The following is a 14989-nucleotide window of genomic DNA, read 5'->3' as shown; positions in this document are numbered from 1 at the left end:
GCTTGCCGTGAGCCTTGTTGCCCGGCCAGTCGTCGCCGATGCTCAGGTCTCCATCCACGTGCCGAACCCGGACGCCCCCGTCGCGACAGCCTCCACCTCGGGTGCTGCCGCGACTGCGCATCTCGTCCTGGGCGACCCCGGCCATGAGGAGCAATGCACCGGCACGCTCATTGCGCCCCGATGGGTACTGACTGCGGGCCACTGCTACCAGGCCAATTCTTGGGTCAACGGCACCAGCCGCAGCACGATCCGCTTTGGCGTCGACAGCTCTGGGCCGCGATTCCACGCCGTCGAAGTCATTGCGTCGACGACGGCAGACTTGCTACTTGTGCACCTCAACGCCGACGCGCCGGCCGCGCCCGTGGCCCTCAATCGCGAGCACCTGTTCACCCGCGATCAGGGCGTGAGCCTCAACTGGCAAGGCACGAACCTGGGGGCCGCGCAGGACGATGACCGGCTGCATGTCTCCGACGTTGAGATGCAGCGCCGCGTGGTGATCCGCGATGGCGAATACCAGTATCCGAACTCGGCTTTGGTACTCGGTGTGGTGAAGCATGGTCGGCTGTGGCCGGGCGATTCTGGCGGCCCGCTTCTCGTCGATGGGGCGCTGTCGGGTGTGCTGTCGACGGGCAACGATGACTCGCCCGTCGGACCTGGTGAAGAAGGCCTCTGGGTCCCGGTATCTGAGCACCTAGCGTGGATCGCGGGCACGGTGGGTCTGCCGATCCCGGAGGCGAAGGGTGCGGTGCAGCCGGCGGAGGACGATAACACCCGCATCCAGGTCCCCGGTATCCCTGACGTCTCGAGCGAGGGGCCGGCAATCCCGACAGTCAAAGACACCACGCCGGTGCCGCCAACGACAGTGACGAGCACCGTCACGGCAGCGCCTGTGACGACCACCGTGTCCGCCACGACGACGGTGACGGTGACCCCGGACCCCGTCGAGGTGACACACACGACGACCACCACCGCGCCAGCCCGCACCACGACGGTGACGAAGGAACCACAGCCGGTGACGGTGACCACCACGGCCGCGCCGGTGACAGTCACGCCGAAGCCCACGACCGTGACCGTTCATGCCACGGAGACCCTGCGCCCGGCACCCGTGACGGTCACCAAGGAACCCGTTCCGACGACGGTGACAACGACGAAGACCCTTGCGCCTGTGACCACGACCGCGACGGCCACCGTCACGAAGACGACAACGCGTGAGCCGGTCACCACGACGGTGCGTCCCGCACCCGTGACGGTGACGAAGGAACCCGCACCGGCCACGGTGACGGCGACGACGACCGTGACGGCAACCCCGCCGACCGTGACCCGCACCGCGACGGCAACGGTGACCCCGGCACCTGTGACCACCACCGTGCAGATCCCGTCCGCGCCCGTCACCCGCACCACGACGGTGCGTATCCCGGCGGCACCTGTGACGACGACCGCCACGGAAACTGTGACGCTGCGCCCGGCGCCCGTGACGACGACCGTGACCACCACGGCCACGGCGCCTGCGCCGCGTGGGACGCAGGACGCGTCCGCAGGCTCCTCGTCGGCGTGGGGATGGCTGATCCCGATCCTGGCAGTGCTTGCAGCGCTGTTCGGGTGGGCGCAGCAGCACCACGATGCTGTGCCGGTGTGGTTGCAGCACCGCCCGTAGATTCACCGCAGGTTCTTATACTGGGCCCACACCCCGCCCCGATGCATTGTTGGAGTTTCCATGGCGACGTTCCCGCGTGTTCCACTGTCCGCCACACAGCCGAAGGCGGTGCGCCCGCGCCCCCGCCGTCTGGTCCTCCATGAAGGGCTCGTGACGTCCACACCGCAGGCACAGGAGCTTGCGACAGGGCCGCAGCGCGTCCCGGGCACGCCCGTGGTCGGTGTACCCGTGTTTACTCCCGACCAGGTGCGCGCCGCAGAGGAACCACTTCTGCGTGTGCAGGGACTGGAACTGATGAAAGCCGCAGCATTCGCCTTCGCCGTCGAATGCGCAGAGGTGCTCGCCCGGCGGCGGCCCACCGGGGTGAGCGGTGCGCGGGTCGTCGTCTTGTGCGGCCCCGGCAATAACGGGGGCGATGGACTGTTTGCCGCCAGCGAATTGGCGCGCCGGGGCGCGCACATCACTGTGTTGGCTTCGACGGACATGCACGCGGAGGGTACGGCGGCGCTGGCGGCGCGCCGGCAGCTGCGGGTCACAGAGGACCCCGCTGTCGTCGACGGCGCCGACCTCGTGATTGATGCGCTCCTGGGCATCGGCGGTCGGGGTGGTCTTCGGGCACCTTGGGATACGTGGGCCCATGCCGTGGCCGAAGCGCGGGCCGCAGGGACGGCCGTCGTCGCAGTGGACGTACCCAGTGGGGCAAGCCCCGTGGGGGAGGACCTCCACGATGGCTCGTGCATCGAGGCCGACGTGACGGTGACGTTTGGTGGGTTGAAGCCGGTGCACGTCCTGCAGCCGGCAGTCTGCGGTGAGGTGGTGCTGTGCGGGGTGGGCATTGACACCCAGCTGGCCGCGCAGGAGCTCCACTCGCCCGCTGGACCTGAGATGTGGCTCGTCACCGGCGGAGTATGGCCCGTGCCGGGGAATCGCGATCACAAGTATTCGCTGGGGACAGTCGCCCTCCACGCGGGCAGCGCCCGCTACCCCGGTGCGGGTGTCCTGGCAGCCGCAGGCGCGGTGCGGGCCACGAGTTCGATGGTGCGCATCGCAGGCGACGCTGCAGCGTCTGTCATCGAACGCTTCCCCTCCGTGGTGGCCGCCTCAGGGCGCAGCGACGCTCGGGTGATCGGCCCCGGCAGGGGAACCGAGAGCGCTGCGGCTGAGGAACTCCACGCGGCACTGGAGTCCCCGGAACCCCTCGTGGTCGACGCCGACGCGGTCACCCTCCTGGCCCACGATGAATCGCTCCGCCAGGGACTTCGGCAACGGTCCGCACGCGGGGAGTTCACCGTACTCACACCCCACGAGGGGGAGTACCTCCGCCTCGCCGCGGCCTGTGAACTCGTACCCCCAGATGCTCGACGCGAGAGCGTGTTCGCGCGCCGCGTCGACGCCGTACAGTCACTGGCCCGCGAACTGGGCTGCGTGGTGCTGCTTAAAGGGCGCGTCACCATCGTGAGCGAAGGCCACGCGCCGGCCTACGTGATCACCGCGCCAACAAGCTGGGCGGCGACCCCAGGCAGCGGCGACGTCCTCAGCGGAGTCGTGGGGGCACTCCTCGCCGCCTCCCCACAGGCGGCCGCAGTCGCCCTGGCGGCCTACGCCCACGCGCAGGCGACCGCAGATGTGCACGCACCCATCGACGCACTGCACCTGGCAGAGCACCTCACCCCGGCCATCGCCCGCATCATCGCCGACACACAGCGCTAACCAGCGTCCGCCTCTACCCGCCACCCCTCACCGCCGGGGTGCGGCGCACCAGCCCCCGCGGAGGCGACTATTGTCAGGGACATGGATTTGGCCTACACCACCATCAATCTCGACGCGATTGCCCACAACACACGGGTGCTCCGACAGCGTGCCGACGCCCTGGGCACGCAGCTGATGTGCGTGGTGAAAGCCGACGGATACAACCACGGTGCCGTTGATGTCGCCACCGTCATGGCCGCACACGGGGCCGACCAGTTCGGTGTCGCCACCCTCGCAGAAGCACACCAGCTGCGCGCCGGGGGCATCACCCAGCCAATCTTGGCGTGGATCTGGTCCCCCGACCAGGACATCGAGGCGGCCGTGGCGGCAGGAATTGATCTGGCCGTGCCGTCGTTGACGCACGCGCGCCGGGTGCTGGGATTGGGTGCCCGGCTGACGGTGAAGATTGATACCGGTCTCAACCGCTCCGGAGTGGACGAGTCGGAGTGGATTGACGTCTTCCGCCTCCTGCGTGAGGAGAACGTGACCGGGTTGTTTACTCACCTTGCCTGCGCGGATGGGCTGGATGATGCCTCCCAAGCGCACGTGCAGGAACAGCTCGACGCGTTGCACCGGGCGATTGCTGTGGCCCGTGCGGAGGGCTTGGAGGTTCCGGTGAACCATGCGGCGAATTCACCCGCTTCCCTCGACATCGATGCCGCCGCTTTCGACATGCTGCGCCCCGGCGTGGCCCTCTACGGTGTGGAACCCACCCCCGGTGGCGAGCACCACCTCGTTCCGGCGATGACGTGGGGTGCACGTGTCGTCGTCGTGAAGCCCATCGCCGCGGGGGAGGGCGCTTCCTACGGTTTGACGTGGCGGGCACCTGCGGATGGCTACACCGCTGTCGTGCCGGTCGGCTACGCCGATGGTCTTCCCCGCAATGCACAAGGTCACCTGGAGGTCACCATTGGTGGCCGCCGGTACCCGCAGGTCGGTCGGGTGTGCATGGATCAGATCGTCGTGTGGCTGGGCGACAACGAGCACCAGGTTACTGCCGGCGACGAGGCAATCCTTTTCGGTGATGGCAGCGCGGGGGAGATGACGGCCACGGAACTCGCGGCGGCGATGGGCACCATCAACTATGAGCTGCTCTGCCGCCCCACCGGGCGGACCGTGCGCCAGCAGGTGAACAAGCGAGTCTGCGCCACCCGTGCGGACACCTGGGCACTGGCCGAAGAGATTGGTGCTGCGCTGCGCCCCGGTGATGTGGTGCTCCTCGAGGGGCCTTTGGGGGCGGGGAAGACGACCTTCACCCAGGGGCTCGCGCGGGGGCTCAACGTGAAGGGGCGGGTCACGAGCCCCACCTTCGTCCTGGCGCGGGAGCATCGCGCGGCCGGCGACGGGCCGAACCTGGTCCATGTTGACGCCTACCGACTCCTTGACGGTGCCCGCGAGGGGCAGAGCGTGGACCTGGCCGCTGAGCTCGACTCCCTTGACCTTGATAGTGAACTCGACGATGCCGTTGTCGTCGCCGAATGGGGCGGTGGGCTCGTGGAGTCACTGGCGTCGCGCTATCTGCACATCGTCATCGACCGGGAATCCGCCCACCAGGGTTCGCGCGGGGGCGAACTCGACTTTGACGAAGACGAGGCCCGCATCATCTCCTGGCGGTGGCGGCACGCACCGCGCGCGTAACCCGTGCCCCGGTGGGCTAGGGTGGTGAACGTGCTTAGCCTAGCGATTGACACCGCCACCCCCACGCTGGTCGTGGGGCTTGTCCGCCACGACGCAGCCGTCCCCGTGACCGGCCGCGACACGGATCTTGCGGTCGCCCCGCCGGCGGCCACGCGGGTGCCCGCCGAGTCCGTGGAGGTCCTCGCGGAGGTCGTTCTGCAGGAGTGCCGGAAGCACAACGAAGAACTCATTCCTCGCGTGCACGAGGTGCTGGCTCACGCGGGCATGACGATGGCCGAGATCGATCAGGTTGTTGTTGGTTGCGGCCCCGGACCGTTCACCGGGCTGCGCGTGGGGATGGCTACTGCCCAGGCACTCGCCCACGCTTTGGGGGTGCCTTGCGTTGGTGTCTGTACTCTCGACGCCATTGCCATCGCGACCGGCGCGGACCTGGTGGCCACCGATGCGCGCCGACGTGAGGTGTATTGGGCCCGCTACGCGGAGGGCCATCGCATCATCGGCCCCGAGGTCAGCGCCCCGGCCGATGTCACCGGTGCCGCCGCCCTTATCAGCGTGCCCGCTGCCCTGTCTGAGCAGCTCGCTGCCACCGGGACCCGCACGGAGGGGATTCCCACTCCGGCTGCTCTTGTCCAAGCGCCCGCCATCGATGTCGTGCCGCTGTATCTGCGCCGCCCCGACGCCCAGATCCCGAAGAACCTGTAATCCCATGGCCGACAACGAATCAAGTGACGGGGTGATCCTGCGTGGCATGCAGCCCGGGGATGCGCAGCGCTGTGCTGAGTTGGAACAGATCCTGTTCCCGGGCGACGATCCCTGGTCCGAGGCGGCGTTTCTCCATGAGCTGACAAGCCCGCAGACTGACTACACGGTCATCCTCGACGGCAGCCACCCCCAACAGCTGCTCATCGGCTACGCCGGCATCGCGATGCTGGGTAAGCCTGAGGACTGCGAGTTCGAAATTCACACCATCGGCATCGACCCCGCCTACCAGCGGCGGGGGTATGCGCGCGTGTTGATGGATCGCTTTGTGGCGATCTCCGAGTTCTACGGCGGGCCGATTTTCCTCGAGGTGCGCACCGATAACGCCCCCGCGATCGCCCTGTACGAGGCCTACGGATTCACCATTACCGGCACGCGCAAGAATTATTATCAGCCGTCAGGTGCGGACGCGTACACGATGATGCGGCAGCCGCAGCGCACCACGGACGCGGCCCCGCAGGAGCAGGACGAGTCCTGATGCTCCCTGGGTGGGGGTGTGCGGCATAGAATGTGCCCCATGCCCGATACCGTAGTGCCCACCGCCGCACCCGCTTTGGATCTCAGCCGCCCGCTCATCGTCATGGGTGTGGAATCCTCCTGTGACGAGACCGGTGTGGGTATCGTGCGCCTGACATGCACCCCGGGGGAGGAACCCCAGGTGGAGATCCTCGCCAACTCGGTGGCGAGTTCCATGGAGGAGCACGCCCGCTTCGGTGGTGTGGTTCCGGAAATCGCCTCCCGCGCGCACCTGGAGTCCATGACCCAGGTGATGGAGGATGCGCTGGCGACCGCCGGGATTTCCGCCCCCGACGTTGTTGCCGCCACGATCGGCCCGGGCCTGGCGGGGGCCCTGTTGGTGGGGGCGTCGGCGGCGAAAGCTTATGCCGCGGCGTGGGGTGTGCCGTTCTATGGCGTCAACCACCTGGGCGGCCACGTTGCTGTCGCCAACGTGGATGGGGAACCGCTGCCTCACGCGGTGGCCCTGCTCGTGTCCGGCGGCCACACGCAACTGCTGGAAGTCGATCGGGTGGGTGCACCCATGCGGGAGTTGGGCTCCACCCTCGACGATGCGGCCGGCGAGGCCTACGACAAGGTCGCCCGTCTGTTGAAGCTGGGATACCCGGGCGGGCCGGTCATTGACCGCCTCGCAGCCGAAGGCAACCCGAAGGCGATTGCCTTCCCCCGTGGGCTGAGCAAGAAGTCTGACCCCGCCTACGATTTCTCCTTCTCCGGGCTGAAGACCGCTGTGGCCCGCTACGTGGAGGCCGCGGAGCGCGCAGGGGAGGAGATCAACATCAACGACGTGTGCGCGTCCTTCCAGGAAGCTGTCGTGGATGTGCTGACGAAGAAGGCGGTGGCAGCCTGCCAGGAAACGGGCGCGAAGGTGCTGCTGCTGGGTGGTGGTGTTGCTGCGAACAGTCGTCTGCGGCAGCTCGCCGCCGATCGGTGCCGAAGCGCCGGGGTGACTCTCCGGGTGCCGCGTTTTGAGCTGTGTACCGACAATGGTGTCATGATCGCCGCGTTGGCCGCCCAGCTCATTGCCGAGGGCCGACAGCCGAGCGCCTGGACGGTGGGCTGCGATCCTTCCCTCGACGTGGAAATCCCCCTGGTCTAACGCGACGAGAAACACCCCGGCACCGCCACTGTGCGTCAGGATGACAACAGTGAGGTGCCGGGGTGTTGGCGTGTGCGGGCTATCCGCCGCTGTGGCCGCCGGTGGCTTTACCGCCACCGAAACCGCCCGACTTGGAGCCGGACTTCGTCCCCGAGTGGGAGTCAGAGTGCGAGCCGCTGCCACCGGTGTTGCGGGACTGGCCCGTATCCGAGGTGCCCTTGTTGGTGACGCCGTCGCTGCCGCTGCCCGTGTTCGCGCCGCCGGTATTGGTGCCACCCGACTTGGAGTCGCCGGTGTTGGCGGAGCCGTTGTTCGTACCGCCGGTGTTCGTACCGCCAGTATTTGTCCCACCGGTGTTGGTGCCACCCGTGGTGCCACGGTTGGCGGAGTTCTTGTCGCCTGTGCCGCCGGTGGTTCCATTGGTGCCGCTCGTGGCCTTCTTGCCGGTACCTGCACCGGTGGAGCTCACCCTCGAGGAGGTCTGCGCAGACCGGTAGGACTCGCTGAACGGGCGAGCGTCCCGCGAGACGTTCTTCGCGATGACACCGGACTTCGGCGGAGTGTTCGTCGCGCCAGAGTTCGCCAGGGAGGAACCGACGGCCGGGATGATGGGGCCGGAACCGGACGCAGAGGAGCGGCCGATGTAGTACCAGAGCAGCGGCGTGAGGATACCGCTGCCGTTGTTGTGGTAGTGAACTTCCTGCACGACGGTGGGGTCGTCGGTGTCGCCAATGGCGGCGAGGCACTCCTCGTCGTCGACGCGCTGCTGGCTGCCGTCGGCGGTGCCGCAGACACGCACCGCTTCTTCCTCTTCCTCACCCTCGGCGGGCGCAGCATCGGCGGCGTTGGCGTCACTGTTGGGTTTTTCCTGTTCGGCCTCGCCGGGGACGGCGGGGGCGACGGCGGCCGGCGGTTCCGGCGGCAGCTCGGGCGGCGGCGCGTCCGTTCCGCAGGCGACCAGCCCGCCACTGAGGAGGACGGTGCAGCCGGTCGCGGCGCGAAGCGTGGTGCGGGAATAGTGTTTCAACTCTGCTTGTGGCCTTTGCGCATCGAGGTGTGGGGGAGTTGTCCCAGGGTCCCAAAAACCTGGGGTCTGCTGGCCAAGTGTACTCTCAGCCGCGGGGCGGACCCGGTTAGAACTGTTCGACCACCAGGGGAGTGAACTTGCAGTAGTAGTCGGTGACGGGGCCGGTGGTTTCGCGGATGCCGAAGCCAACACAGTGCCCGCCGACCACCCACGCGCCGATGACGGGATTCCAGGCGACGCCGTCTTCGTCGATCTGATTCGGGGTGGGGATGTACTCCTGGTACACCATTTTCTCCGCCGGGGTTTCGTCCGGTTCGCCGCCGGTGAGTTCACCGTCGCGGATGATGGCGACGCCGTCGCCCTCCCGGCCGAAGATCGGCTTCTGCACGTAGTGGGTGAGGTCCTCGGGGGAGCCGAAGTACGCGGGCACGAGGTTCGGGTGGCCAGGGTGCAGTTTCCACAGGGCGGCGAGGAGCACCTTGGTGGACAGGAACATTTTCCACGGGGGCTCGAACCAGTGGGTCATGTCGAAACAGTTGATGACGGCCTGACCGAACTCGTCGAGGGCGATGTCTTCCCAGGGGTACAGCTTGAAAATATTGGTGATGCGGCGGCCTTCTTCGTCCTCAAAGCAGTTGTCGTCGGCGTTGTAGACGACGTCCTCGAGGTAGATGAAGCGGGTGTCCCAGCCGGCCATCTGCGCGGTGTGCTGCAGCAGTCGCAGGTTGGCTTCGTCCTCGCCAGTTTCTTCGTGGACGCACGCGAAGTAGAGGACGTTGTCGACGTACCCTTCCGAGTCTGTCGGCATGTTCTGCAGGATCTCGTACCACCGGTCGATGAAGGCATCGCCGATGCGGTTGTACTGCAGGTAGCGGCCGTCGCCGTCGAAGTGGAACAGGTAGTGGCTCATCTGGGAGACGGCGGCTTCCACGATGCCGGTGGGGGTGTCGGCGTTGTACTCGAGCAGCTTCACGTTGCCCGTGGTGTCGTCGAGGATGACGTCGAAGCGGCCGTAGAAGTCCATCTGGCGGCCGGCGTGGGCTTTGTGCTCCTCCCAGGAGCGTTTCGCGAGCGCGAAGTACTCCGGGGTGAGGCCCAGGTTCCCGAACACCCCGGTGCTGATGTAGTCGATGGCGTCCATGCAGAGGGTGTGCAGGCCCTCGATCTGGGCGCGCACGTCCTCAATCTCGAGGGGCTTCATCGCGTAGACGTAGCCCTCGTTCCAGTAGTGGTCGGTGTCGTCAGGCCCGTCGAGGTCGTAGACGAGGTTCTCGTCGGCGATAATCTGCTCCCAGTTGGGGCGGTTGGATAACACGGCGAAACGGCGCACGGCGAAAACCCTTCACGAGCAATGTGGGTGAAACATCAGGGCGCGGGAAACACCCGCGCGGTCGCTACCAACCTACCGCCCGCGGGCGGCTGATGGCAGGCGTGAAAGCTCTGAGCGAACAACGCTCAACTCTCATTGAACCCTGGCACTTGCGAGGGTAGAGTGCTAACGAGGTTGTGCACGTCACGTACCCCACGCCACCGCAGCCACCGCCAGGACATCACGTCCGGCAACGGCCGGCGCAGGCGGGAAGATGGGGTATCGCCGACGCGTTATAGCTGAGTGCGTGAGCCCGCAGCGGCCACGCGAATAAACAACACCCCGCTCCACGTATGTGGCTACCCCCATATGTCAAGGAAGGACATCGACATGGCTGTCAACATCAAGCCGTTGGAAGACAAGATTCTCGTTCAGATCAATGAGGCTGAGACCACCACCGCGTCCGGCCTGGTGATCCCGGACTCCGCGAAGGAGAAGCCGCAGGAGGCTACCGTCATCGCCGTCGGCGCTGGCCGTTTTGACGAGTCCGGCAAGCGCGTCCCCATGGACGTCAACGAGGGCGACGTTGTCATCTTCTCCAAGTACGGCGGCACCGAGATCAAGTACCAGGGCCAGGAGTACCTCATCCTCGCCCAGCGCGACATCCTCGCCGTCATCGAGAAGTAAGACGTTCTCGACACCCCGCTCGCACCACCCGGCTGCGTCGGCGCCCCGCCCTACACGAGGGGTGCGCCGCCGGGTGCGGCGGTGCCGGGCGGGTTTTCTTCTTCCTCTTCTTCCCCCTTTTTATTTCTTAAATCCACACTGACCCCCAGGTGTCACCCCGCCCGCGCACTGCGCGTGCCGGTGGGCGGCGCACTGGGGGATGACAAAGATAGACACTGTTATGGCGAAACTTATTGCATTTGATCAGCAGGCCCGCAAGGGCATTCAGGCTGGCGTCGACACCCTGGCCGACGCCGTGAAGGTCACCCTCGGCCCGCGTGGCCGCAACGTGGTGCTGGAGAAGCCCTTCGGCGGCCCGACGGTCACCAACGATGGCGTGACCATCGCCCGCGATATCGACGTCGAGGACCCGTTTGAGAACCTCGGCGCACAGCTGGTGAAGTCTGTCGCGATTAAGACCAACGACATTGCCGGCGACGGCACGACGACGGCGACCCTGCTGGCGCAGGCTCTGATTAACGAGGGGCTGCGCAACGTTGCTGCGGGCGCGAACCCGATTGAGCTCAACAAGGGCATTGCGGCCGGCGCGGAGAAGACCGTGGAGCTGCTGCTGGCGCGCGCCACGGAGGTGAACTCCGCTGCGGAGATCGCCAACGTGGCCACCGTGTCCTCCCGCGACCCGGAGGTGGGCGACATGGTCGCCGCCGCCATGGAGAAGGTCGGCAAGGACGGCGTGGTGACTGTTGAGGAATCCCAGTCGATGGAGACCACCCTGGACGTCACCGAGGGTGTGAGCTTCGAGAAGGGCTTCCTCTCCCCGTACTTCATCACCGATATCGACGCCCAGAAGGCTGAGCTCGACAACGCCCTCGTGCTGCTGGTGCGGAACAAGATTTCTTCCCTGCCGGACTTCCTGCCGGTGCTGGAGAAGATCGCCGAGTCCGGCAAGCAGGTGCTCATCATCGCCGAGGACATCGACGGTGAGCCGCTGCAGATGCTGGTCGTGAACTCCCTGCGGAAGACCCTCAAGGTGGTCGCGGTGAAGTCCCCGTACTTCGGTGATCGTCGTAAGGCTTTCATGGATGACCTCGCCGTCGTCACCGGCGCGACTGTCGTCGACCCGGAGGTGGGTCTGTCCCTCCCGGAGGTCACCTTGGCGCACTTCGGTGGTGCCCGCCGTGTCACCGTTACCAAGGACCAGACCGTCATCGTCGACGGCAATGGCACCGCGGAGGCTGTGGAGGCTCGCCGCGAGCAGATCCGCCGCGAGATCGACAGCACCGACTCCTCCTGGGATAAGGAGAAGGCCACCGAGCGTCTGGCGAAGCTGTCCGGCGGCATCGCCGTCATCAAGGTGGGCGCTGCCACGGAGACCGAGGTCTCTGAGCGCAAGCTGCGCGTCGAGGACGCCATCAACGCGGCGAAGGCTGCCGCCGACGAAGGCGTGATTGCCGGCGGTGGTTCCGCTCTGGTGCAGATCGCGAAGGAACTCGACGCCTACGCCACCGAGTTTGAGGGCGACGCCAAGATTGGTGTGACCGCTCTGGCTCGTGCGCTGCGCAAGCCGGCGTTCTGGATTGCCTACAACGCAGGCCTGGATGGTGCCGTGGCGGTGTCCAAGATTTCCGAGATGAGCAACGGTGAGGGCCTCAACGCTGCGACCCTCGAGTACGGCAACCTCATTGAGCAGGGCATCATCGACCCGGTGAAGGTCACCCACTCGGCGGTCGTCAACGCCACCTCGGTGGCCCGCATGGTGCTCACCACTGAGGCGTCCGTGGTGGACAAGCCGGTGGAGGTTGATCCGGCCGCCGCTGGCCACGGTCACCACCACCACTAATCCACCCCGCCTGCGGCAAGGATGTGCCCGTAGACGATTGAAGCCGGACTGCTGCGCCACACGCGCCGCAGTCCGGTTTTCTTGTGCGCCGTGTGTAACCCCAGTGCGCAGCGTGGGGCTGCAGTGCTGCTGGTGCGCAGAATCACCTCGGTGCGCGCATGCGTACACGGTGGTCTGTGGGGAGCGGCTGCAGGGCGCGGTGACCTGGGCACACCCCAGGTGGTGTGTGCGGCTCGTGGTGATGGCGTCCCGGGGAGGTGGCGCTGTGTCGGGGTGCTGTGCGGAGCCAAGCCGGTATGAAACGTTTTCACGCCACGCTACGATTCAATGCACGGCGACGTGTCGGCGGCGCTGTGCTGCAGTTCTCCTGCCGCACCACGGGGATCCCCTGTGTGGCTGCCGATGATCGCTGGTGAGCCCACGCCTGCCTGTGTGGTGGTGTGTGCTCTGTTGCCCATCGCACGTTTCACGACAGCAAAGACGACATGAACTCCATTGATAGTGAGCTGAACGTCCTTGTCCCGGCCGCCGCTGGCGGGGACAGGGCGGCTAGTCAGCGCATCATGGAGATCATCCACCCCATGGTGCTGCGCTACACGCGGGCCCGGCTGTCGACGGGCAAGCACCCCACCGCGGAGGATGTCACCCAGGAGGTGTGTCTCGCGGTGGCCCAGTCGATCGGCACCTACCGCGATCAGGGGCGCCCCTTCATGGCGTTCGTGTATGGCATCGCATCAAACAAGGTGGCCGACGCCCACCGCTTTCAGGGCAGGGATAAATCCTCGCCCACAGAAGAGGTGCCGGAAACCGCCCTCGAGCACGACACACCTGAGGCATATGCGCTGGTTGCGGATGGAAGTAACAGAGTGCGCCTTCTGCTCGATGCACTAAGTGACAAAGCGCGAGACATCATCATCCTTCGAGTGTTTGAAGGTCGTAGCGCCGAGGAAACAGCAGCCATTGTGGGGTCTACCCCGGGTGCTGTGCGGGTTGCCCAACATCGGGCGCTCGCGAATTTGAGAAAAATGTTGAACGACCAGGAGCAGCAATGAAGCACGCACACGACGAAGGCCAGGGCCTCGTCGACAAGCGTCTTGGGGAGATCGCGGCAGATGACGCGTTCCTCGATGCGTTGGCTGCGGGTACCGACCCGAGCGGCGGGATGGACCCGCTCGCCGGGCTGCTGCTGGAACTGAAGCACAGCATTGACTCCGCCCCCATGCCGCCCGCCCCTGTGTTGGTGGACGATGCGGGGATGGATGCTGCGCCGACGACGGTGTTCCCGCCCGTGGGAACCGCGTCCGCGGGGCTTGGCGATTCGGCTGCGGCCGATCCTCGACTTGCAGCAGGTGCCGAAGCCGCACCTTCGGCATCTGCTGCACCCACGCCAACCGCTACCGCATCTGCGGGCGGGGCTCAGGTCATCGACCTGGCTGCCCGTCGCCGTCGCCGGGGCAGCAACTTCATGTCCGGCCTGGTGGGCGCTGCCGCCGCCACCCTGCTCATTGCAGGGTCGGGGGTGGCGATCCACAACGCCACCCCGGGGTCCCCGCTGTGGGGCGCTAATACCGCGATCTTTGGCGACCATGCCGCTGTTGTGGAGTTGGCGACCACCCTTGATGAGGCGGGAAGCCGCACCGATTCCGGTGATATCGAGGGCGCGTTGGCATTGCTGGACAAGGCGAAGGCCTTGGCCAACGACCTGAGCAATCAGAAGCCGACCCCGAAGCCGGCGGAGCAGCCGCGGGTGACGGTCACGCAGCGGGAAACCGCGACCGACACCGTGACGGTGACGGCGACCCCGTCGCCGCAGCCGCCGAGTGAGGAGCGTAAGTCTGAGGCCCCGACGACTGTGGTGTCGACGGTGACGAAGACGGTGGCCCCGCAGGCGCCGGCGGAGATTGACCCGGTGGTACCGGATCCGCAGCGCACCACGCAGCTGCCGACGATGGCGGTGGAGATTCCCCCGGAGGTCGTGATCCCTGAGCCGACGGTCGACACCCCGAACGTGGGCGAGATTGACCCGATTGCGGAGACCACGGTCGCCAGCCCCGATGATGGCATTGTGGCGGAGATCGATACCCGCGTCGCCGACTAACGACGACATCACGAAAAACAGCCAACGGGCGCCGGCACAGTCAGTGCCTGGCGACGTGGGCTGTCGCATGTGTGTCGTGGTGTTCCCGCGGGCGCGCCTGCGCCGAGCCGCCGTCGACCTTCCCCTGGTGCGCGTGCGCGACAGGGGAAAGATGGGCGGGAAAGGGGTGTTAGCTCAGCATCATGCCGTCGGCGTAGCCTAGGAGGTAGTCCCAGGAGACGTAGCGGGTGGGGTCCTGGTTGACGGCAGGCTCGTGGATGGGCGCGACTTCACCGTTCATCGTGGCGCGCACAGCGGCCTCGAGCATGTCCCAGGGGTAGTAGTGAACCTGCTCGCAGTCTTCACAGGTAAAGCAGGTGCCGTCGACGCCGCGCAGGGACAGCACGGGGCGGACCAGTTGGATGGTCTGCAGGTCGGCTGCTGCATCCTGACGATCCTTCGGGGTGATGACCGGGAAGTCATCAAGGTCGTCGAGCAGCTTCGCCGGGTCGTTGGGGTCGTTGGCGAAAGGGTCCAGAGGCAATTCGTTCGGGAACACGTTGCAGAGTCTAACACCGGGGCCGGAACCGGCGAGTGTGGCGATTGCCAGCCTGTGGATAACTCGGCGTGTCTT

Annotated in this window: 13 protein-coding genes and 1 pseudogene; 11 read left to right on the top strand and 3 right to left on the bottom strand. The window is 66.5% G+C overall.

The annotated features are described in order from the left end of the window. Window positions 1-7: 7 nt before the first annotated feature. The 7 genes and pseudogenes from C1Y63_RS05170 to tsaD all read left to right on the top strand — a co-directional run bounded on the left by C1Y63_RS05170 (window position 8) and on the right by tsaD (window position 7415). On the top strand, window positions 8-1654 hold the full coding sequence (locus tag C1Y63_RS05170) for a trypsin-like serine protease (RefSeq protein ID WP_146128868.1): 1647 nt from the start codon (window positions 8-10) through the stop codon (window positions 1652-1654). Between the two features lie 213 nt (window positions 1655-1867). After that, window positions 1868-3364: an NAD(P)H-hydrate epimerase gene (locus tag C1Y63_RS05165; protein WP_369831021.1), complete on the top strand. Its 1497-nt coding sequence runs from the start codon at window positions 1868-1870 to the stop codon at window positions 3362-3364. Window positions 3365-3445: 81 nt separating this feature from the next. Beyond that, window positions 3446-4525: pseudogene (gene alr / locus C1Y63_RS05160) on the top strand (alanine racemase); the annotation flags it as partial. After that, complete coding sequence (gene tsaE / locus C1Y63_RS13000) at window positions 4520-5041, top strand: tRNA (adenosine(37)-N6)-threonylcarbamoyltransferase complex ATPase subunit type 1 TsaE (protein WP_233195592.1); 522 nt, start codon at window positions 4520-4522, stop codon at window positions 5039-5041. The pseudogene alr and the gene tsaE, both read left to right, overlap by 6 nt. A gap of 30 nt (window positions 5042-5071) precedes the next feature. After that, window positions 5072-5743: a tRNA (adenosine(37)-N6)-threonylcarbamoyltransferase complex dimerization subunit type 1 TsaB gene (gene tsaB / locus C1Y63_RS05155; RefSeq protein ID WP_106015407.1), complete on the top strand. Its 672-nt coding sequence runs from the start codon at window positions 5072-5074 to the stop codon at window positions 5741-5743. Between the two features lie 4 nt (window positions 5744-5747). Then, entirely contained in the window at window positions 5748-6278 is a 531-nt protein-coding gene (gene rimI, locus C1Y63_RS05150; protein WP_106015406.1) for a ribosomal protein S18-alanine N-acetyltransferase, read from the top strand. 39 nt (window positions 6279-6317) lie between these two features. After that, window positions 6318-7415 carry a tRNA (adenosine(37)-N6)-threonylcarbamoyltransferase complex transferase subunit TsaD gene (gene tsaD, locus C1Y63_RS05145; RefSeq protein ID WP_106015405.1) on the top strand — a complete coding sequence of 366 codons (1098 nt, stop codon included), beginning with the start codon at window positions 6318-6320 and terminating at the stop codon, window positions 7413-7415. A gap of 79 nt (window positions 7416-7494) precedes the next feature. On the opposite strand, the gene C1Y63_RS05140 is transcribed toward tsaD, so the two are convergent. Then, entirely contained in the window at window positions 7495-8442 is a 948-nt protein-coding gene (locus tag C1Y63_RS05140) for a hypothetical protein (RefSeq protein ID WP_106015404.1), read from the bottom strand. A 106-nt stretch (window positions 8443-8548) separates the two neighbouring features. Beyond that, window positions 8549-9772 carry a glutathionylspermidine synthase family protein gene (locus C1Y63_RS05135; protein ID WP_106015403.1) on the bottom strand — a complete coding sequence of 408 codons (1224 nt, stop codon included), beginning with the start codon at window positions 9770-9772 and terminating at the stop codon, window positions 8549-8551. A 369-nt stretch (window positions 9773-10141) separates the two neighbouring features. On the opposite strand from C1Y63_RS05135, the gene groES reads away from it, so the two are divergent. The 4 genes from groES to C1Y63_RS05115 all read left to right on the top strand — a co-directional run bounded on the left by groES (window position 10142) and on the right by C1Y63_RS05115 (window position 14376). Then, window positions 10142-10438 (top strand): co-chaperone GroES, encoded by a 297-nt coding sequence (gene groES, locus C1Y63_RS05130; RefSeq protein ID WP_106015402.1) that lies wholly within the window; start codon window positions 10142-10144, stop codon window positions 10436-10438. A 220-nt stretch (window positions 10439-10658) separates the two neighbouring features. Beyond that, window positions 10659-12278, top strand: coding sequence for a chaperonin GroEL (gene groL, locus C1Y63_RS05125; protein WP_106015401.1), 1620 nt, complete (start codon window positions 10659-10661; stop codon window positions 12276-12278). A 485-nt stretch (window positions 12279-12763) separates the two neighbouring features. Next, window positions 12764-13330 carry a sigma-70 family RNA polymerase sigma factor gene (locus C1Y63_RS05120; protein WP_106015400.1) on the top strand — a complete coding sequence of 189 codons (567 nt, stop codon included), beginning with the start codon at window positions 12764-12766 and terminating at the stop codon, window positions 13328-13330. Then, window positions 13327-14376 carry a hypothetical protein gene (locus C1Y63_RS05115; protein ID WP_106015399.1) on the top strand — a complete coding sequence of 350 codons (1050 nt, stop codon included), beginning with the start codon at window positions 13327-13329 and terminating at the stop codon, window positions 14374-14376. The genes C1Y63_RS05120 and C1Y63_RS05115 overlap by 4 nt, the downstream gene beginning before the upstream one ends. 169 nt (window positions 14377-14545) lie before the next feature. Here the strand turns inward: C1Y63_RS05115 and C1Y63_RS05110 are convergent, their stop codons facing one another. Then, on the bottom strand, window positions 14546-14914 hold the full coding sequence (locus tag C1Y63_RS05110; RefSeq protein WP_233195587.1) for a DUF5319 family protein: 369 nt from the start codon (window positions 14912-14914) through the stop codon (window positions 14546-14548). Window positions 14915-14989 lie beyond the last annotated feature (75 nt).

Source organism: Corynebacterium sp. 13CS0277 (assembly GCF_002994655.1).
GTDB lineage: Bacteria > Actinomycetota > Actinomycetes > Mycobacteriales > Mycobacteriaceae > Corynebacterium.
The sequence above is the reverse complement of the archived record's forward strand: the minus strand, read 5'-3'. Positions and strand labels throughout refer to the sequence as shown.

Coding starts and splice junctions, on each gene's coding strand:
- rimI (WP_106015406.1), top strand. CDS start 5,748: ATGGCCGACAACGAATCAAGTGACGGGGTGATCCTGCGTGGCATGCAG.
- tsaD (WP_106015405.1), top strand. CDS start 6,318: ATGCCCGATACCGTAGTGCCCACCGCCGCACCCGCTTTGGATCTCAGC.
- groES (WP_106015402.1), top strand. CDS start 10,142: ATGGCTGTCAACATCAAGCCGTTGGAAGACAAGATTCTCGTTCAGATC.
- groL (WP_106015401.1), top strand. CDS start 10,659: ATGGCGAAACTTATTGCATTTGATCAGCAGGCCCGCAAGGGCATTCAG.
- C1Y63_RS05120 (WP_106015400.1), top strand. CDS start 12,764: ATGAACTCCATTGATAGTGAGCTGAACGTCCTTGTCCCGGCCGCCGCT.
- C1Y63_RS05115 (WP_106015399.1), top strand. CDS start 13,327: ATGAAGCACGCACACGACGAAGGCCAGGGCCTCGTCGACAAGCGTCTT.